The 19102-nt window shown below is 65.2% G+C and carries 18 protein-coding genes; 11 read left to right on the forward strand and 7 right to left on the reverse strand.

Annotated elements, in window-relative coordinates; genetic code table 11:
* The first annotated feature begins 43 nt into the window (after positions 1–43).
* Both U9J33_RS04995 and U9J33_RS05000 read left to right on the forward strand, forming a co-directional pair.
* The gene (locus U9J33_RS04995) at positions 44–1027 is read left to right on the forward strand and encodes a TerC family protein (RefSeq protein ID WP_185997960.1); all 984 of its coding nucleotides are present in this window, start codon (positions 44–46) and stop codon (positions 1025–1027) included.
* Between the two features lie 44 nt (positions 1028–1071).
* Positions 1072–1620: a pseudouridine synthase gene (locus tag U9J33_RS05000; RefSeq protein WP_185997959.1), complete on the forward strand. Its 549-nt coding sequence runs from the start codon at positions 1072–1074 to the stop codon at positions 1618–1620.
* A 22-nt stretch (positions 1621–1642) separates the two neighbouring features.
* Here U9J33_RS05000 and nadA read toward each other — a convergent pair whose 3' ends face one another.
* The 3 genes from nadA to U9J33_RS05015 all read right to left on the reverse strand — a co-directional run bounded on the left by nadA (position 1643) and on the right by U9J33_RS05015 (position 4425).
* The gene (gene nadA, locus U9J33_RS05005; protein WP_054439973.1) at positions 1643–2629 is read right to left on the reverse strand and encodes a quinolinate synthase NadA; all 987 of its coding nucleotides are present in this window, start codon (positions 2627–2629) and stop codon (positions 1643–1645) included.
* Positions 2630–2741: 112 nt separating this feature from the next.
* Positions 2742–3461 (reverse strand): hypothetical protein, encoded by a 720-nt coding sequence (locus tag U9J33_RS05010; protein ID WP_324698279.1) that lies wholly within the window; start codon positions 3459–3461, stop codon positions 2742–2744.
* 76 nt (positions 3462–3537) lie between these two features.
* A complete protein-coding gene (locus tag U9J33_RS05015; RefSeq protein ID WP_324698281.1) occupies positions 3538–4425 on the reverse strand; it encodes an MBL fold metallo-hydrolase in 888 nt (295 codons plus the stop codon).
* 62 nt (positions 4426–4487) lie between these two features.
* On the opposite strand from U9J33_RS05015, the gene glpK reads away from it, so the two are divergent.
* Entirely contained in the window at positions 4488–5966 is a 1479-nt protein-coding gene (gene glpK / locus U9J33_RS05020; RefSeq protein WP_324698282.1) for a glycerol kinase GlpK, read from the forward strand.
* On the opposite strand, the gene U9J33_RS05025 is transcribed toward glpK, so the two are convergent.
* Both U9J33_RS05025 and U9J33_RS05030 read right to left on the reverse strand, forming a co-directional pair.
* The gene (locus tag U9J33_RS05025) at positions 5932–6432 is read right to left on the reverse strand and encodes a DUF1465 family protein (protein ID WP_054440131.1); all 501 of its coding nucleotides are present in this window, start codon (positions 6430–6432) and stop codon (positions 5932–5934) included. The two genes, glpK and U9J33_RS05025, sit on opposite strands and share 35 nt — an antisense overlap.
* Before the next feature lie 136 nt (positions 6433–6568).
* The gene (locus U9J33_RS05030) at positions 6569–6766 is read right to left on the reverse strand and encodes a YdcH family protein (protein WP_054440133.1); all 198 of its coding nucleotides are present in this window, start codon (positions 6764–6766) and stop codon (positions 6569–6571) included.
* A gap of 222 nt (positions 6767–6988) precedes the next feature.
* Between U9J33_RS05030 and U9J33_RS05035 the strand changes: the two genes are divergently transcribed.
* The 5 genes from U9J33_RS05035 to tilS all read left to right on the forward strand — a co-directional run bounded on the left by U9J33_RS05035 (position 6989) and on the right by tilS (position 12885).
* Positions 6989–7144, forward strand: coding sequence for a DUF465 domain-containing protein (locus U9J33_RS05035; protein WP_082370483.1), 156 nt, complete (start codon positions 6989–6991; stop codon positions 7142–7144).
* 220 nt (positions 7145–7364) lie between these two features.
* Positions 7365–9641: a phosphoenolpyruvate--protein phosphotransferase gene (ptsP, locus tag U9J33_RS05040; RefSeq protein ID WP_054439983.1), complete on the forward strand. Its 2277-nt coding sequence runs from the start codon at positions 7365–7367 to the stop codon at positions 9639–9641.
* Between the two features lie 223 nt (positions 9642–9864).
* Positions 9865–10797 (forward strand): helix-turn-helix domain-containing protein, encoded by a 933-nt coding sequence (locus U9J33_RS05045; protein WP_324698287.1) that lies wholly within the window; start codon positions 9865–9867, stop codon positions 10795–10797.
* Between the two features lie 140 nt (positions 10798–10937).
* A complete protein-coding gene (locus tag U9J33_RS05050; RefSeq protein ID WP_324698289.1) occupies positions 10938–11885 on the forward strand; it encodes a hypothetical protein in 948 nt (315 codons plus the stop codon).
* Complete coding sequence (tilS, locus tag U9J33_RS05055) at positions 11866–12885, forward strand: tRNA lysidine(34) synthetase TilS (RefSeq protein WP_324698291.1); 1020 nt, start codon at positions 11866–11868, stop codon at positions 12883–12885. Before U9J33_RS05050 ends, tilS begins: the two co-directional genes overlap by 20 nt.
* A 38-nt stretch (positions 12886–12923) precedes the next feature.
* On the opposite strand, the gene U9J33_RS05060 is transcribed toward tilS, so the two are convergent.
* A complete protein-coding gene (locus tag U9J33_RS05060) occupies positions 12924–13565 on the reverse strand; it encodes a L,D-transpeptidase family protein (RefSeq protein WP_054439992.1) in 642 nt (213 codons plus the stop codon).
* A 134-nt stretch (positions 13566–13699) separates the two neighbouring features.
* The gene (locus U9J33_RS05065; protein ID WP_324699006.1) at positions 13700–14299 is read right to left on the reverse strand and encodes a TetR/AcrR family transcriptional regulator; all 600 of its coding nucleotides are present in this window, start codon (positions 14297–14299) and stop codon (positions 13700–13702) included.
* Between the two features lie 193 nt (positions 14300–14492).
* On the opposite strand from U9J33_RS05065, the gene U9J33_RS05070 reads away from it, so the two are divergent.
* From U9J33_RS05070 to U9J33_RS05080, 3 genes are all read left to right on the forward strand, one after another.
* Positions 14493–16841, forward strand: a complete 2349-nt coding sequence (locus U9J33_RS05070) for a TonB-dependent receptor (RefSeq protein ID WP_324698293.1) — start codon at positions 14493–14495, stop codon at positions 16839–16841.
* An 89-nt stretch (positions 16842–16930) separates the two neighbouring features.
* Entirely contained in the window at positions 16931–17800 is an 870-nt protein-coding gene (locus U9J33_RS05075) for an alpha/beta hydrolase (protein WP_324698295.1), read from the forward strand.
* Between the two features lies 1 nt (position 17801).
* Positions 17802–19082 (forward strand): spinster family MFS transporter, encoded by a 1281-nt coding sequence (locus U9J33_RS05080; RefSeq protein WP_420719862.1) that lies wholly within the window; start codon positions 17802–17804, stop codon positions 19080–19082.
* Positions 19083–19102 lie beyond the last annotated feature (20 nt).

The raw sequence follows: 19102 nt of genomic DNA on the forward strand, positions 1-19102 counted from the left end.
TTCGCGCCGGCGCTTCCTTCTTCTCCTGCTTCAGGTGATCGCCGTGGATTTTCTTTTCTATGACTGGTTGGGTACGCCCGCCTGGTTCTGGCTGGCGTTTGCCGGCCTCGTTTTCGTACTGACCGCGTTCGATCTCGGCTTCCTGCACAAGGAAGACCGGGAAATGGGCATTGCCGAATCGCTGCGGCTCTCGGTCTTCTACATTGCCATCGCCTCGGTTTTCGGGGCGTGGGTCTGGTGGGCCAAGGGCTCGGAAGACGGCATTGCCTATTTCACCGGCTACTTCATCGAGAAGGCGCTCTCGATCGACAACGTCTTCGTGATCTCGATGATCTTCGGCTTCTTCGCGATTGCGCCCAAGTACCAGTACCGCGCGCTTCTCTGGGGCATCATGGCGGTGATCGTGCTGCGCGGACTGATGATCGCGGGCGGCGTGGCGCTCGTGTCGCAGGCGCACTGGGTGATGTACATCTTCGCCGCGTTCCTCGTGTTTACCGGCGTGAAGATGCTGTTCGCGAAAGAGCAGGATCCCGATATCGGCAACAACCCCGTGATCCGCTGGATTTCACGCCACATGCGCGTGACCAAGGCGCATCACGCAGAGCACTTCTTCGTGCGCGAGAGGAATGAGGCAGGCAGGCTCGTCTGGGCGGCCACGCCGCTGTTCCTGGCGCTGGTCATCATCAACCTGGCCGACCTGGTGTTCGCAGTGGATTCGGTGCCGGCGATCTTCTCGATCACGACCGACACTTTCATCGTCTATACCTCGAACATCATGGCGATCCTCGGCCTGCGCGCGCTATACTTCGCGCTGGCGGCGATGGTGCACCGTTTCCATTACCTGAAGTATGCCCTCGCACTCGTGCTGGTGTTCATCGGCGCCAAGATTCTCGTTGCGGACTTCGTGATGGGCGGGGCGAAGTTCCCGCCGCTGATCAGCCTGGGCGTCACGTTGGCGCTGATCGCGGGCGGCGTGGGCTGGTCCTTGTGGAAGACGCGCGGGGAGGAGCCCCGGATCGGACACTGACGCGTGGCTATGAACGGATGAGGCGCCCTGCTAGGGCATAGGCCATGGCGCGCCTCATCCTGTTCAACAAGCCCTACGATGTCCTCTCGCAGTTTACGGATGTGCGCTCGCCCACGCCGCGCGCAACTCTTTCGGACTATATCGACGTGCCCGGAGTCTACCCGGCAGGCCGGCTTGACCGTGACAGTGAGGGATTGCTGCTGCTGACCGACGATGGGCGGCTCCAGTCACGGATCGCCGACCCGAAATTCAAGATCGCCAAGACCTACTTCGCACAAGTTGAAGGAGAGCCCGATGAGCCTGCTCTGGAAGCGCTGCGCAAGGGGGTGATGCTCAACGATGGGCCGACCCGCCCGGCAAGGGCAAAGCGTCTGGACGATCCGCAGCTCTGGCCGCGCAATCCGCCGGTGCGTTTCCGCAAGACGGTGCCGGACTGCTGGATAGAGCTGTCCATCACGGAAGGTCGCAACCGGCAGGTGCGCCGCATGACCGCGGCGATCGGCCATCCCACCCTGCGCCTCGTGCGCCAGCGGGTGGGCGAGTGGGCGCTGGATGGCCTCGCGCCGGGTGAATGGCGCGAGGTTTCTGTCTGACGACCTGGGTGCGCGTGGACGCTCAGCGGGTGCCGAGATCGCCCTTGCCCACCGTGCCGCTGGCCATTTCCAGCATTCGGTCGAGGCTGCGCTTGGCATCGAGGCGGAGCTGTTCCTCAATCTCAATGCGTGGCTCCAAGTCGCGCAGGGCGACGTAGAGCTTCTCCATCGTGTTGAGCGCCATGTAAGGGCAGATGTTGCAGTTGCAGTTGCCGTCCGCACCCGGCGCGCCGATGAAGGTCTTGTTCGGGATCGCGAGCTGCATCTGGTGAATGATGTGCGGCTCGGTGGCGACGATCAGCGTATCACCGGGAATCGTCTTCGCATACTGAAGGATGCCGCTGGTCGAACCGACGTAATCGGCATGGTCGACGATGTGCGGGGGGCATTCCGGATGCGCGGCGATCGGCGCCGTGGGATGTTGCGCCTTGAGCTTGAGCAGTTCGGTTTCCGAAAATGCCTCATGCACGATGCAGACGCCGGGCCAGAGCAGCATTTCGCGGTCGAACTTGCGGCTGAGGTAGCCGCCGAGGTGGCGGTCCGGGCCGAAGATGATCTTCTGGTCGGCGGGAATCTGCTGGAGGATCGTCTCGGCGCTGGAACTGGTGACGATGATGTCGGACAGCGCCTTCACCTCGGTCGAGCAGTTGATGTAGGTGAGCGCGATGTGATCCGGATGCGCTTCGCGGAAGGCCTTGAACTTCTCCGGCGGGCAGGAATCCTCAAGGCTGCAACCGGCTTCGAGGTCGGGCAGGACCACGATCTTGTTCGGCGAGAGGATCTTGGCGGTTTCGGCCATGAACTTCACGCCGCAGAAGGCGATCACTTCAGCGTCGGTTTCGGCGGCCTTGCGGCTGAGTTCGAGACTGTCGCCCACGAAGTCGGCAATGTCCTGAAGCTCGGGGCGCTGGTAGTAATGCGCGAGGATGACCGCGTTGCGTTCCTTGCGCAGCCGTTCGATTTCGGCGCGCACGTCGATACCGGAAAGGTCGGCGGGCATTACGGTCATGGTATCCCTCTGTCTGGTCGCTCCGGTCACCTGCCGGAATCCGGCTGCCGGGATTTGCGGCCTATCTAGGGATGCTTGCCGTAATGCCCAAGGGAAATATGCGCCTCCCCGGTCAATCGCTGGCGAGGGCTATCCGGCCGACGAAATCGCCCCACCACGGCATGACCGCCAGCAGTTCCACCAGAACGTGCGTGAGGACTGCGCAGATCGCGACGGCCAGCGTTGCCGGATGTGTACGGCCCGTCGTTTCGCGGTCATGGCGCGCGACGATCGCCACGACGCCAAGCTGGATCGCCAGCGAGAGCCATTCGCCCCAGGGCATGATGAAAGGCATCGGCAGTACCCGGCCCAATGCGGGGTCCAGCAGGATCACGGTCGATCCCAGCATGAGTCGCCGGTGCCAGTCCGGTTGGCCGCGCCGGGATACGGCCATCGTCACGAGCAATGCGAACATCGTCACGCTGACGATGCCGAGCGCAAGGAAGTAGGCCGGGCTGAAGAACGGCGGTTGGATGCCGAGCCTGATCGCCGTCACGTTGAGCGTTATGACCAGCACGAAGATCAGCGGCACCATCACCGCGCTGGCCCAGCCGAGTCGGCGGTGGAGGGCTATCCCGCCATGTCCGGCGAGTAGCGATTGGGTCACCAGCAGGCCGAGCCACGCCAGCATCGCCGCGCCGTGCAGGTGCATGACAAGTGGAGCATGACGATAATCGGCCATGCCTCTAAGTGCGAACTGCGCGAAAGCCAGGACGATGAAGGCCGACAGGCCGATCGCCATTTTCTGCCAGAACGACAAGGTGCCAAGGCGCACGCGATGCAAAGTTGCCATGAAGATTTCCCCGCCATCCCAGGAGTGGCGGAGTTTTAATGGATGTTCTCAAGTAAAAATACGGTAATTCCACAGATTACTGTAATTTATCCATCAGAGACCATGCCTCTTCATGGCGCTTTACGAGGTTTCGTCTTTCCAGATCAAGGAGATGCGCCAGCACCGAGCGCCCGGCGGCAGGCCAGAGCCTTTCGTCCACGCCCTTGTACATGAGCGGTACCATCTCGGCGATGGTCTCTCGGCCGGCCTCGATCTGCCTGAGTATCTGCCGTTCGCGCTGGCGGCGATGGCCGATCATGCCGCGCACGAGCTGGCGCGGCTTTTCCACGGCGGGTCCGTGGGCGGGGAAGTAGATCGCGTCCTGCTCCCGCTCGTAGAGCTTCTGGAGGCTGGCGAGATAAGCGGTCATGTCGCCATCCGGAGGGGATACGACGCTGGTGGACCAGCCCATGACGTGATCCCCGGTGAACATGGCCCCGGTTTCGGGCAGTGCGAAGCACAAGTGGTTCGAGGTGTGCCCGGGTGTCGCCACGGCTTCGAGCGTCCAGCCCTCTCCCGAAATCGTTTCGCCGTCCGCCAGAACACGGTCGGGGCGATAGTCGGGGTCGAAGGCGGCGTCGGCGCGGGGGCCGTCGTCATCGAGCGTCAGCGGTGCGCAGCCGACGATCGGGGCGCCGGTGAGTGCTTTCAACGGCACGGTGGCCGGCGAATGGTCGCGGTGCGTATGCGTGCAGCAGATCGCGGCGATCCGCGCCTTGCCCACGGCTTCGAGGATCGCTTCGATATGCTCGGGATCGGCGGGACCGGGATCGATCACCGCTACGTCCGCGCCGTCGCCGACGAGATAGGTCTGGGTGCCGGTATAAGTGAACGGCGAAGGGTTGCGCGCCAGCACGCGGCGCACCAGCGGGGCGATCCGCTCGGATACGGCATAGGGCTTGTCGATGTCTTTCAGCGCGTCCATGTGGCCGATATGGTCATTCGCCGGGCATGTGTCGAGACGCCCGGGTGGGGAGAGAAGCAGGCATGGCGTCCGAAGCCGAGTTGATTCTGGTCATCGATGCGGGGACGACCTCGAACCGGGCCATGGTCTTCGCGCCTGACGGAGCCTTGCGGGCGCTGACCCAGCGGCAATTGACGCAGCACTATCCGCGCGCAGGCTGGGTCGAGCATGATGCCGAGGAAATCTGGCAGGGGGTGCTTGCCTGCGCCCGGCAGGCCGTGGCGCAAGTGGGCGGCGCGGCCCGGATCGCGGCGGTCGGCGTGACGAACCAGCGCGAAACGGTGGTTGCCTGGGACAAGAAGAGCGGCGCCCCGCTCGCCCGCGCTCTGGTCTGGCAGGACCGGCGCACCGAACCGGCCTGTGCGCAGCTGCGCCGGGACGGGCACGAGGCGGTGGTCCAGGCCCGCACCGGCCTGCTGCTCGATCCTTATTTTTCCGCCACGAAGATGCGCTGGCTGCTGGATGAAGTGCCTGAAGTCCGTGACGCGGCAGATGCCGGAAGGCTGGCTTTCGGAACCGTCGATTCATGGCTGTTGTTCCGCCTTACCGGCGGCGCGCACCTGACAGATGCCACCAATGCCAGCCGCACCGCGCTTTTGCCGCTTGAGGGCGCTTGCTGGGACGAGGCGCTATGCGACTTGTTCGGGGTGCCGCGCGCGGCCCTTCCCGAAGTCTGCGACAGCGCGGGAGACTTGGCCATGGTTGAGGCGCAGTGGTTCGGCGCGGCCGTACCCGTCACCGGGATCGCGGGCGATCAGCAGGCGGCAACGCTGGGGCAGGGCTGCCTTGCCCCCGGCGCGACCAAGGCGACTTACGGCACCGGTGCTTTCGTGCTGGCGAACATGGGCGACAAAGTGCCTGCCTCGCGTCACCGCCTCCTGGCGACAGTGCTGTGCCAACTTGGCGGCGTGCGGACTTATGCGCTCGAAGGTTCGGTCTTCGTGGCGGGTAGCCTTGTGCAATGGCTTCGCGACAGTCTCGGCCTGGTCGATGCTGCGGCCGAAACCGAAGTTCTCGCCCGCTCGGTGCCGGATTGTGGCGGCGTGGTCATCGTACCGGCGCTGTCGGGATTGGGGGCGCCGCACTGGCGGGCGGAGGCGCGGGCTTCTATCACCGGGCTCTCCTTTGCCAGTTCGCGCGCGCATCTGGCCCGTGCGGCGCTGGAGGCCATGGCGATGCAGACCCGCGACCTTGCCGAAGCGTTCGCCGCAGACGGTGCGCGCTGGACTTCGCTCAGGATCGATGGCGGCATGAGCGCAAACGACTGGATGGCGCAGGATATTGCCGATGTGCTCGACCTCACGGTGGAGCGTCCGGAATTCGTCGAAACCACTGCGCTTGGTGCTGCGGTGCTGGCTGCGCACGGCGCGGGGCTGTTCCCGTCGTTGGAGGCAGCGGTAGAGGCCATGGGCGGAAAGCGCCGGGCATTTTCGCCCGATATGGCGGGAGCGGTGCGCGACGAGCGCGTCAGGTTGTGGGAAAAGGCGCTGGCTTCGGTTTGAGCGTATCGGCGAGCCGGCGTTCGATCCGTTCGCGCAGGCGCTCGATCCCGCTGGGCTCGGCCTCTTCGGTGAGCCGCCAGCGCTGGTCCAGCCTCATGAGCCGGTCGTAGAACCGGCGGGTCGTTTCCACCAGTTCGGCAACCTGCGGTTCGAGCAGGGCGAGCTGGGCGGGTTCGGAGTTGCGCAGCATGGACGAAAGCCGGCCATGGCGGCGAAGCTGGAATTCGGTAAGTTCGCCCATGAAGTACGCCCGGTGGTTCAGCAGCCAGGCAATCGCGTGCATCATGCGGGTGGTGGTGCGCAGGCCCTCGCTCGAGAGCGCGACACGGGCGAGATCCTCTTCCGCCATCGAGCCTTCAAGGCGGCGCGCCAGCGTGAAGGCGTGGCGCACCTCGTCCGAAAGCACCAACGCCTCGCAATAGAGCGCCTCGACGATGCGCGGGTTTATGGTCGCGGAATTGGGCATCGGCATTCATATTTCGGAACAGCGAGTCCCGGGCAACTGGCCGAATGCCATTTTCCGAAGCAAATCCGGGCGTTGTCCCCGTTCGGCACGCTTTTCCGAACCTGGCGTCCGGTTCGCCTTGTCGTGATTGTGCCAGTCAGGCGATGATGTCGGGGATCAGATAATCTTCGATCACCGAAATCTGGTCCTTGAGCCTGAGCTTGCGCTTCTTGAGGCGGGCGATCTGCATCTGGTCGCCGGCACCGGCGGCGTTCAGCGCATCGATCGCGGCATCGAGATCGCGGTGTTCAATCCTGAGAATTTCCAGGCGCTTGCGCATTTCCTCTTCGGTCACGCCGGAATTCCCTGTCATCGAATGGCTGTCATCATTGCGTCTTTCGCCGCCTCCCGCTTGACGCAGCAGGCGTGCGATTCACCGATATGTAGCATTAGCGGTCTTCGCAAGATGGGCAGGATGTGGTTCCATCCTTTTTGCGCCGCATCGATGATGCCGAGTCGCCAACAATGGTCGCCGGCAAGGATACGGCCCACCCCCCGGAAAAGAGGAGAACCGTCCATGGATAGTTCGCACGTCAGCGCCTTGCAGCTCAAACATGCCGGAATCGAAAGACAGATTCATGACGAGTTGAGCCGACCCATGCCTGACGCCGTCATGATCCAGGCCCTCAAGAAGCGAAAGCTGAAGCTGAAGGAAGAACTCTTGCGTCATTGAGCCGGCGCGTCCCCCACGGGTCTGCCTGAAGGGACCGGGCGCCGCTCCAGAGGTGCCCCCGGTGCGTCGACGCATCGGGGGTGCTGCGCAAATGGGGGGATGCTGCGCGAATGATCGCCGGAGCGCGGGCTTGATCGCTGTGCGCGCCAAGGCGAACTAACTGATCTTTTAACCGCACGCTGCGTTCCCAAAGCGGACTCTTTGGGTTACTCGGGTTGCCATGACCAGCGGAGCCGTAGAAGCAGCACGAAACATCCTCACCCGCCTCCATGAGGTCATGGCGTCGCGCAACCACGCGCAAGCCAAGCTGAATACCGTGGTGGAAGTGATCGGCGAATGCCTCAACAGCGAGGTCTGTTCGATCTATCTCCTGCGCGAGGGGATGCTGGAACTTTTCGCCACGCGCGGCCTGGCCCAGGAAGCCGTCCACGTTACCCGCATGGCCATAGGCGAAGGCCTTGTTGGCATGATCGGGGAACGGATCGAGACGCTCAACCTCGCCGAAGCCGCCACTCATCCGGACTTTTCCTATCGCCCGGAAACCGGGGAAGACCGTTTCCACTCCTTCGCAGGCGTGCCGATCGTGCGGCGCGAACGCGCCGTGGGCGTGCTCTGCGTCCAGCACGTAGAGCCGCGCCGCTACGAGGAAGTGGAGATCGAGGCGCTTCAGACCGTCGCCATGGTCCTGTCCGAAGTCATCACCAATGCCGACCTCATCGACGAGGTGGATGTTCATGCCCTCGGCTCCGCGCAGACGGGGCCGGAGCAATTGCGTGGGCTCACGCTGGTGAAAGGTCTTGCCTCGGGACAGGCCGTCTATCATCAGCCGCGCGTCAATATCGAGCATGTCGTTGCCGAGGATACCGAGGCGGAGCGGCAGCGCGTTATCCACGCCTTCGACAAGATGCGCGAACAGATCGACCGGATGGCTAGCCAGGCCGAATTCGGCATGGGGGGCGAGCATGAGGAAGTGCTCGAAACCTACCGCATGTTCGCTTACGATGAAGGCTGGACCCGGCGGATCAACGAAGCCATCGATTCCGGCCTCACCGCAGAAGCCGCGATCGAGCGCGTGCAGCAGCGCACCCGCATGCGCATGCGCCAGATCGACGATCCGCTGCTGGCGGACCGCATGCACGATCTGGAGGATCTGGCGAACCGCCTGTTGCGGATCGTGTCCGGCCAGATGGGCACGGCTGCATCGATGGGCCTGCGGAACGACGCGATCCTGATCGCGCGCAATCTCGGCCCGGCCGAACTGCTCGAATACGACAAGCGCCGCCTCAAGGGCGTGATCCTGGAGGAAGGCTCGCTCACCAGCCATGTGGTGATCGTCGCGCGGGCCATGGGCATCCCGGTACTCGGCCGTGTGCGGGGCCTGCGCGGCGTGGTGAGGGAAGGCGACCAGCTCCTGCTCGATGCCGACCAGGCCAGCGCCATGGTGCGCCCTCCGGCCGGCGTGGTCGAGGCGTTCGAGGCCCGCTTCGCCAAGAGCCGGCAGCGCCAGGCGGCCTATGCCGCCCTGCGCGAAGTCCAGCCCACCACGCTGGACGGCACGCGCATCCAGGTGATGATAAACGCGGGGCTGCGCGACGATATCGCCAATCTCGCCATGACCGGGGCCGACGGCATCGGCCTGTTCCGCACCGAGTTCCAGTTCTTGGTATCGGCCACGCTACCCTCTCGCGAACGCCAGACCCGCCTGTACCGCGATGTCATGGAAGCGGCGGGTGACAAGCCGGTGAAGTTCCGCACGGTCGACATCGGCGGTGACAAGACGCTGCCCTACCTGCGCCACGACGACGGCGAGGGGGAGGAGAACCCGGCGATGGGCTGGCGCGCGCTGCGCGTTGCCCTCGAACGCGAGGGATTGCTCAAGGTGCAGGCCCGCGCGCTGCTTGAGGCGGCTGCCGGTCGCACGCTTCATGTCATGTTCCCGCTGGTGGCCGAACCCTGGGAATTCGACCAGGCCAAGGCCGTATTCGAAAAGCAGCTCGCCTACTTGCGCGGCCAGAAGAAGCTGCTGCCCGAGGCGATCCACTACGGCATCATGCTGGAAGTGCCTGCGCTGGCCGAGCAACTCGATCTCTTGGCGCCGAAGATATCGTTCCTGTCGATCGGGACCAACGATCTCACGCAGTTCCTCTTCGCGGCCGACCGGTCGAACCCCAAGCTGGCCGAGCGCTATGACTGGCTGAGCCCGGCGATCCTGCGCTTCCTGCGGCGCGTTGTGCGCAGCCTTGAAGGGCATGACGTGGAAATTGCGGTCTGCGGCGAAATGGGCGGGCGCCGGCTGGAAGCTCTCGCGCTGCTGGGGCTGGGAATCAGGCGCCTTTCGATCACGCCGGCCTCGGTCGGGCCCACCAAGGACCTCGTCGCGAAGGTCAATCTCGCGGAGATCAGCGCGGCGATGGAGCAATGGCTTGCCGCGCCGCCAGCGGACATGCGCGCGACGCTCACGGCCTGGGCTGTGGAGCGGGATATCCCGGTGGACTGAACGGAGCCGTGGATCGAACGGGGCAGCAGGCTGATCCCACGGGATTTTGCACCGTGGTGCGATTGACACGAAGGAGTCTTGCGGGAATGCTACTCGCCGTACACGGGGTCGCATCCACCGCAAAAAATTCGAACAATCGCCCGCGTCGTGATTGACTTTGGATTCTCGCGCGGTTTGGTAGATTCCGTTCATCATCAGATTTACCAGTCCCTTCGGGAGCGGAATGGAACACGTTGAAAATCAGGGCCCGTCCGAAGGTTTGGCCAGTGTCTCGGCCGGCGGCTCGGCGTCCACCGTCGGTGCGACCTTGCGCAAGGCGCGCGAAGCCAAGGGCCTGAGCCTTCCTGACATCGCCGCGCAGACCCGCATCGCCGAGCGTCATCTTGCCGCGATCGAGGAAGATCGGCTGGGTGACCTTGCCGCACGGACTTATGCGGTGGGCTTCTCCCGCACATATGCCCGCGCGCTCGGGCTCGATGACAAGGCCATTGCGGAGCAGGTGCGCCGGCAGCTTGATGCTGAAGGACACAGTCGCGAACCGGTCATGGTTCCGCATTTCGAGCCGGGCGATCCCGCGCGCGTGCCTTCGGTGCGCCTCGCCTGGGTGGCCGCCGCCGGGGCGCTGGTGGTCATCGTGCTGCTGCTGGTGTTCTGGAGCAGCTATCTCGCGCCTGAAGGCAAGTTGCCCGACCTGATCTCCGATGCGCCCAAGCCTGCTCCGAGCGCAGTCGTGGCCGCGAAGCCCGCTGCGCCTGCGGTGCAGCCCACCAACGGTCCGGTGGTGCTAGCTGCCACGGTCGAGGGCGTCTGGCTGCGTGTCACCGATGCCAAGGGCAAGCTGGTGGAGAAGGTGCTGAAGCAGGGTGAAACCTGGACCGTGCCCGAGGGCGCGCAGGCTCCGCAGCTTCGTACCGGCCGTCCCGATGGGCTGGCGATCACGGTCGGCGGAAAGGCCATTCCGGCGCTCGCGGCCAAGCCGATGACGATGTCGGGTGTTTCGCTGGTTCCTGCCGACCTGCTGGCGCGTGGACAGGCCGGGGCGCCGGCAGGCGCAACCGGAATCGCCGCTCCAACGGCTGCGGTTCCCACTGCCGGGCCTACTGTCGGGCCGAATGCGGGACAGACTGCCGCGCCGCTTTCCACGACTTCCCAATAGGCCCGCCTCGACAAGGGGGCGGGGCTTGCGGCACATCGGTCGCAAGACAATTCTGGTTAACGAGCGGTTCTGTCGCGCCCCTGCATGGCGTGACGGAACGCGATGGGCGCGGGGCGCCCCGATACGGAGTAGACCTGGCGATGAATCGTTCCCTTGTGGCAATCCGCTCGATGCGCCTGGCCGCGACGAGTGCCGTTGCTTTGGCGCTGGTCGGCATGAGCCTGCCGGCCCAGGCCCAGGAATCCACGGATTCCCGCCTCAAGAAGGTGGAGTCCGAGGTTCGCGCACTTCAGCGCAAGGTGTTCCCGGGCGGAGACGGCAAGTTCTTCCAGCCTGAAATCACGCCCGGCACGCCGGTGCCTGCCCCGGCACCGGGCCAGCCCGCGACCACGCCGGTCAGCGATATTCTTCTGCGCATGGATTCGATCGAGGCGCAGATCCGCGGTCTGACCTCGCAGGTCGAACAGAACACCAACCGCATCAACCAGATTGAGGCGCGCCTTGCCGCAGGTGTGCCGGCTCCGGCGCCTCTGTCGGGGGGCCCTGCCGCGCAGTCCAATCTCAATGCGATGAGCGGCGGGGCCAGCCCCGCGCCGACTTCGACGACTCCTGCCGCGCAGCCCTCCACGCCGCGTCCGGCGGCACCGTCGAACTCGCGGATCGAGGCGGTGAAGGCTATCGTGAAGCCGCAGTCCGCCGATCCGGGCGATGACGAGTACAGCTACGGCTTCCGTCTCTGGGAAGCGAAGTTCTATCCCGAAGCACAGCAGCAGCTGAAGCTCTACCTTGAAAAGTACCCGCGTCATGCCCGCGCGAGCTGGGGCCGCAACCTGCTGGGCCGTGCCTATCTCGATGACGGCAACCCTCTGGAGGCCGCCAAGTGGTTCGTCCAGAACTACCAGACCGACAAGCGGGGCGATCGTGCGCCTGACAGCCTGCTCTATCTCGCCGTGTCGATGAAGCAGCTCAAGGACAACAAGCGGGCCTGCATCGCTCTCGCCGAGTTCAGCGAGACTTACGCCAGCGAGGCCGCCGGTCGCCTGAAGGGCACGTACGATTCCACGCGCAATGGACTTGGCTGCGCCTGACCCGATGCTGATGCCGACGCCCGAAGCCGTTGCACGGTTTCGGGCGGGGCTGGCTGCGATCTGGGGCGAAGCGATCGATGAGCCGCGGGCGCGGCTTGCGGTTGCGGTTTCCGGCGGGCCGGACAGTACGGCCTTGCTGCTGCTGGCGCAGGCCGCCTTGCCCGGCCGGATCGAGGCCGCAACCGTCGACCATCAGCTTCGCGCTGCGAGCGCGGCGGAAGCTGCGGCGGTCGCAGCGCTCTGCGCCCGGCTCGGCGTGGCTCATGCAACGTTGCAGGTTGAGGTTTCGCCCGGCAACGTACAGGCCGAGGCCCGCGCCGCCCGCTATGCGGCCATGGCGGAATGGATCGCGGAGCGCGGTCTCGCCGCGCTCACGACCGCGCATCATGCCGACGATCAGGCCGAGACCCTGCTTATGCGCCTCAACCGGGCGAGCGGGGTCAGCGGCCTTGCCGGAACGCGCGGGCGGGGGCAGGTGCCGGGAACCGCCATTCCCCTGCTGCGCCCGGTACTGGGCTGGCGGCGGGAGGAACTGGCCGAGGTGGTAGCGGCCGCGGGCGTCGTTCCGGCGGAAGACCCCAGCAATGCCAACGACCGGTTCGACCGCGTGCGCATCCGCAAGGCGCTTGCTTCGGCCGACTGGCTGGACGTTGCCGCCATTGCCCAGAGCGCGGAACATCTTGCCGAGGCCGATGCTGCGCTGGATTGGATGGCGGCACTGGAATGGCGGTCCTGCATCACCCGAGAGCCCATGGGACTGCGCTACCGCCCGCAGGCGCCGCGCGCGGTGGTCCTGCGCGTGCTGGCGCGCTGCGTGGTCGAACTTGGCGGCGAGGAGCCGCGCGGAAGCGCGGTGGCGCGCTTGCTGGCAAGCTTGCAGGAAGGGCGGCCCGCCTCGATCGGAGAACTGGTCGTGCGGCCCAATGCCGGCGGCTGGAGTTTTGCGAAGGCGCCCGTTCGGGCAGCGAAGAGAACCCGGCCGGTGAAGAGCGAGGGTTAGGTTTCCGGTCAGCGAGTGCCGGTGACGCGAAGGATGCCTTAGCCGCCGACCAGGTTGTCTCCAAGCCCGACCTGCTTTCCACGGGTGATGTAGACCTTGTCGCCGATCTTCGTCGTCGCGAAAAGCTTGGCGGCGAAATCCTCGGGCATTCCCACGCAGCCATGGCTGGCATAGCCCAGTTCGACCTTGGAGCCGTGAAGGGTGATGCCGTCGTCGGTCAGGCGCTGCATGTAAGGCATCGGCGCGCCGGTGTAGATGTTGGAGACGTGGTCCTTGTCCTTCTGGGTGATCGGGAACACGCCGAGCGGGGTGGGCTTGTCCTCCGTGCCGAGCAGGACCGCGGTTGTGCCGATCTCGTAGCCGCCTCGGAAAACCGAGAGGACGCGTGCTTCGAGATCGACGGTGACGACGATGGGCCCGGCGGGAACTTTCGCCTCGTCCCAGTGCCATTCGCCATACTTGATCGGCCCTTCGATCGGCAGGATGTGCTTTATGACGAAGGGTTCGTCCCTGGCGGCAGGCGATGGGGACGGTACCGGTGGCGGAGTTACCGGTGCGGGCCGGGCAACGACAGGGGCAGGCGTGTGGTCACGGGCTGTCTGGCGCGAGGTGATGATGAACACGCCCACGATCACGGCGATGGCCAGCAGGCCCGAGGTGAGCAGAAGGCGGGGTGTCACCTGGCGGGAAATCCTGTGGTTGAGGCGCTTGTCACGTCGTTATCATCGCGCAGGAGGTGGGCGAGCGCCAGTGCGGCTTCAGCGGTGTCCCGCAAGGGGACTTGGCCGGGCTGAAAGTTAACGCGGGGAAGGCGTCATTCCGGGCCGGGCGCGGCGATCCCGGAGCGGAGGATCGAATTCGCCAGATCGGCCAGTTCCTCCGGCGTACCGTCGTTTGACCATACGGCATAGCGCAGACCGAGAAACACATTCATGCCCATGATCGCCCAGGCATGGGCTTCCCCAAGACCTTCGCGCAATTCCCCCTTGCTTGCACCGTCGGCGAGTCGTTCGCGGATGCGGCGGGCGGTCGATTCGTAGTGGATGCGGAAACTGGCGGGATCGACGAATTCGCTCTCGTCGATGATCCGGTAGATTTCCTTGTGTTCGCGGGCAAAGCGCAGGAACGCGGTCAACGCCGCCTTTTCCGCTTCCAGCGCAGGCATCGGCTCGGCAAGCGCTTCGCGCGCGGCCTGCCGGACCTTGCTGCTGAGGTCGTCCACCAGCGCGCGGAAGATTTCATCCTTTGAATCGAAGTACGTATAGAAACTGCCGAGCGCCGTGCCCGCCCGTTTGGTGATCCCGGTTATCGAGGCTTCGTGAAAGCCGCGTTCGCCGAACTCCACGGCGGCCGCATCCAGCAGCTTGCGCAAGGTTCGCCGGCCCCGTTCGGTACGCGGCACTTTGGCCGAGATCGCCGGTTCGCGCCCCGCATCCTGCCGGCGGGATTCTTCCCTGGGTTCGGGCAGAGGGGGCTGGGTGTCATCTGTGATCACAAGAGCACAGCTAGACCCAGATCGGCAGCTTGGCAAACCTTCAATGTTGAAACACGGTTCAACTTTCAATATCAGGGGCGGACAACAACAAGGTTCATTGGGAGTAACGGGGATGCAGCAGGTGCGATTCCGCAGCATGGGTTCGAGTTGTCTGGCGCTGGCCGCCGCGATCGGCGTTGCCGTTCCCGCCCTGGCTCAGGAGCAGGGGCGTCAGTCGGCCGAGGCATCCCGTTCCGGCGAGGAAGTGAGCGTGGGCGAGATCGTCGTCACCACGCGCCGCCGTGAGGAGCGCCTCGTCGATGTGCCGATCGCCGTGACCAGCTTCAGCGGGGAGCAGCTTGCGAAGTCCGGCGCGATCGACATCACCGACATTGCCCAGTCCACCCCGAACGTGACACTGGAAGTTTCGCGCGGCACCAATTCCACGCTTTCCGCCTTCATTCGCGGCATCGGCCAGCAGGACCCCGTCTCGGGCTTCGAGCAGGGCGTGGGCATCTATCTCGACGACGTATACCTGAACCGCCCCCAGGCCGCCGTGCTCGACATCTACGATGTGGAACGGATCGAGGTGCTGCGCGGACCGCAGGGCACGCTTTACGGCCGCAACACCATCGGCGGCGCGGTGAAGTATGTGACGAAGTCGCTCCCGGACCGGTTCTCGCTCAAGCTTCGCGGCACTTACGGAACGTATGACCAGGCGGACGGCGTGCTGACCGTTTCCGCTCCGATCACGGATATCCTGCGGGTCGGTGGATCGGTGGCGCGCCTGTCGCGCGGCGGTTTCGGCAAGAACCTGACCACCGGCGAGGACAACTACAACAAGGATATCTGGGCCGGACGCGGCACTGTGGAGATCGGCGGCAACGGCCAGCCGGTCCTGATCCGTATTTCGGGCGACTACACGCGCGACAAGTCCAATTCACGGGGCGGTCACCGGTTGATCCCTGCCCTGGTCTCGGGCACGCCGGTGCTTGACGATGTGTTCGACAGCCAGGGTGGCCTCGACGATCCCCGGCAGGACGTGAAAGCCTATGGCCTTGCCGTCAACGCCAGTGCCGAACTGACCGATGCCCTGACGTTCCGCTCGATCAGTGCCTGGCGCAAGGACAAGAGCGCTTCGCCGATCGATTTCGATGCGCTGCCCGCCGTCGATGTCGATGTGCCGGCGTTCTACAACAACGAGCAGATCAGCCAGGAATTCCAGCTGCTTTATGATAACGGCGGCTGGCTCCAGGGCATGATCGGCGGCTATTATCTCGCGGCCAAGGCCGATACCGCCTTCGATGTGCGACTTTTCACCACGCTGAACGGGCTTACCGCCTATACCCAGGCCGATGTCGATACCGATACCTGGGCGGTCTTCGGTGACTTCACGTTCGACTTCACCGACCAGCTCAGCCTCGCGGTGGGTGGGCGCTACACCTGGGACCAGCGCAAGGCGCAGATCCTCCGTCAGAACTATCTCGGCGGCGGATCGCCCGTGTTCGGCGGGCTTGGCGTGCCGTTCGGGGCGCCGAGCACGGACTTTTCGGGCAAGGCGACCTTCAAGAAGTTCACGCCGCGCGCCTCGCTCAGCTTCAAGCCGACGCCCGACCACAACCTCTACGCCAGCTTTTCGCAAGGCTTCAAGGGCGGCGGCTTCGATCCGCGCGGTGTCGGCGTGAACGCGCCGACCACCAACCCCAGCGGCATTCCGAGCGATGCTGAGATCGCCAGCTATCTCAGCTTCAAGCCGGAATCGGTCGATAGCTATGAGCTTGGCTACAAGGGCAACCTGTTCGGCGGCGGCCTCTATATTGCGCTGGCGGCGTTCCACATGGACTACAAGGACGTCCAGGTTCCCGGATCGGCGGGCTGCACGGTGGGCGGGATCGCAACGTTCTGCGGTGTCATCACCAATGCCGGCAAGGCCAAGATCGACGGTATCGAACTGGAGGCGAATGCCCGTCTCGGCCAGAATCTGGCAAGTTCGGGCGACAGGGTGAACCTGTCGGGCTCGCTGGGTTACATCAATGCGCGCTACAAGGAATATATCACGCAGGTTCCCGGTGTCGGCCCGGTGGACGTTGCCGATGCCCGCAAGGTGCAGAACACCCCCAAGTGGAACGGCAGCGCGACGCTGGCCTATACCTCCCCGGTGGGCGATGGCGACGTTTCGCTGAACACCACGCTGTCTTACCGCAGCAAGACCTACCAGTTCGAGATTCCCAATCCCTATATCGACCAGAAGGGCTATGTCCTGCTCGACGCCAGCCTCGTCTATACCGCTCCGGGCGGTCGCTGGAGCCTTGGCGTTCACGGCAAGAACATTTTGGACAAGGAATACAAGACCTCGGGCTATACCTTCGTCGGCACCGGCGCGGACGGCAGCCTGATCCCGACCCTGGGCAAGGAAGGAACCCTGACCGCGTTCTACGGCAACCCCCGGCAGGTCTTCGTGACCGGAACGCTGGAATTCTGATCGCGCCCGGCGGCCTCGGATTTCCCCGGTCTTGCGGGGAGACCGAGGCCACCCGTTCGGCCCGGCAGCGGTGAAAGGACTAGCTTTCGATGGAATATCGCCTCCACCGCTACCGCAGCGCCTGCGGGAGGCTCGATCTTGTCGCGCGCGACTATCCGGCGGCGGAGGCCGGGGCGCCGGTTCTGCTGATGATGCACGGCCTGACCCGCAACAGCGCGGATTTCGAGCCCTTGGCGAGGCATCTCGCCGGGCGCTACCGGCTGGTCGTGCCGGACCAGCGGGGCCGCGGGCTTTCGCAGTGGGACCCCGATCCCGCGCAGTACCGGCCCGACGTCTATGCACAGGATATGCTGGCGCTGCTTGGCGGGCTCGGCATTGCGCGGGCCTGCCTTGTCGGCACTTCGATGGGCGGGCTCATGGCCATGGTGATGAACGCGCTGCGGCCCGGGCTCGCCAGCGGATTCGTGTTCAACGACATCGGTCCGGTCCTCGATCCTGCGGGACTTGCGCGGATACAGGGCTATGTCGGGCCGGGCGGGGCGATGGCTTCGTGGAAAGAGGCGGCGGCGCGGTGCAGGGCGATCAACGCGGTGGCCTTCCCCGATTTCGGCGGCGGGGACTGGCTGGCCTTCGCCCGGCGCACTTGCCGGGAGAATCCCGGGGGGACCGTCTCGTTCGACTATGATCCCGCCATTTCCAGAAGCATGGACGGTGACACCCCGCCAACCGTGCCGCCGGACCTCTGGCCCTTGTGGGACCTGCTGGGCGCCGCGCCGGTGCTGGTGGTGCGGGGGGCGCTGTCCGACCTGCTCGGAATGGAAACCGTCCGCGAGATGGCGCGCCGTCACTCCGGCCCTTATGCCCATGTCGAGGTGCCGCGCGTCGGCCATGCCCCGATCCTCGACGAGTTGCCCGCACTGGCTGCAATCTCGGCGTTTCTCAAGGAATACGTAAGCTGACATGAGCGGCACAGAACACGGCCAGAACGGCACCGAAACGGTACACAAGTCAACCTCGCCCCGGCTGGTGCTGGCGATGCTGCTTCTGGTCTACATCTTCAATTTCGTGGACCGCCAGATCCTCGCCATCCTTGCCGCGCCGATCCAGAAGGAGCTTGCGCTCGACGATGCGCAGATGGGCATGCTGGGAGGTCTCGCCTTCGCCATGCTCTATTCCACGCTGGGGGTTCCGCTTGCCTGGCTTGCCGATCGGACCAGCCGGTCGTGGGTCATCACCGGTTCGCTGGTGATCTGGAGCCTGTTCACCGCGCTGTGCGGTGCGGCCACCGGGTTCTGGCATATCTTCCTTGCCCGGCTGGGCGTGGGCGTGGGCGAGGCTGGCGGCGTTGCGCCGTCCTATGCGGTGATCGGCGATCATTTCCCGAGCGAGCGGCGGGCTTTCGCGCTTTCGGTCTATTCGCTGGGGATTCCGCTGGGATCGGCGGCGGGCGTGCTGGCGGGCGGCTATGTTGCCGCGCGGGTGGACTGGCGGGCGGCCTTCGTCGCCGTTGGGCTGGCCGGACTGCTGATCGCGCCGCTGTTCAGGCTGGTGGTCAGGGACAAGCCCCGTCCCGCCCGCGCCGCGCCCGCCGTTCGTTTCGGCGAAGTGGCCGCGCTGCTCGTGCGCAAGCGGGCGTTCTGGTTGCTGAGCTTCGGCGCCGCGTCCAGTTCGATGCTGGGCTACGGCCTTGCCTTCTGGCTGCCGAGCCTGCTCCAGCGCAGTTTCGGGCTCGATCTCGTGCAGACATCGTGGTTCATCGGCGCGGTCCTGCTGATCGGGGGGACGGTGGGGGTGCTTGCGGGCGGCCTGCTGGCGGATCGTCTCGGCAAGGCCGACCGCGCCTGGTACGGCCGTGTTCCGGCCCTGGCCTATGTCGTTGCGGTGCCGCTTTTCGCGGGCGGAATCTGGACGTCCAGCGTGGCGCTTGCCTTCGCATTGTTCATCGTCCCGCAGGCGCTCGCCTATGTCTGGCTCGGCCCGGTGACGAGCGCGGTCCAGCATCTTGTCGAGCCGCCCGCCCGGGCGACTGCCTCGGCGCTGTTCCTGCTGATCAACAACCTGATCGGCCTTGGCGGCGGCATCTACGCGCTGGGTGCGCTGTCAAAGACGCTGGCACCGGTTTATGGAGCAGAATCGCTGCGTTATTCCATGCTGCTGGGGCTTGGCCTCTACCTGCTGGCGGCGGTGCTCATGAGCCTGGCCGGACCGGCGCTGCGGCGGGAATGGGTCGCCGAGAACTAGGGCGCCGGGCGGGATCGCCC

The sequence above is a fragment of the Novosphingobium sp. RL4 genome (genome assembly GCF_035658495.1).
GTDB lineage: Bacteria > Pseudomonadota > Alphaproteobacteria > Sphingomonadales > Sphingomonadaceae > Novosphingobium.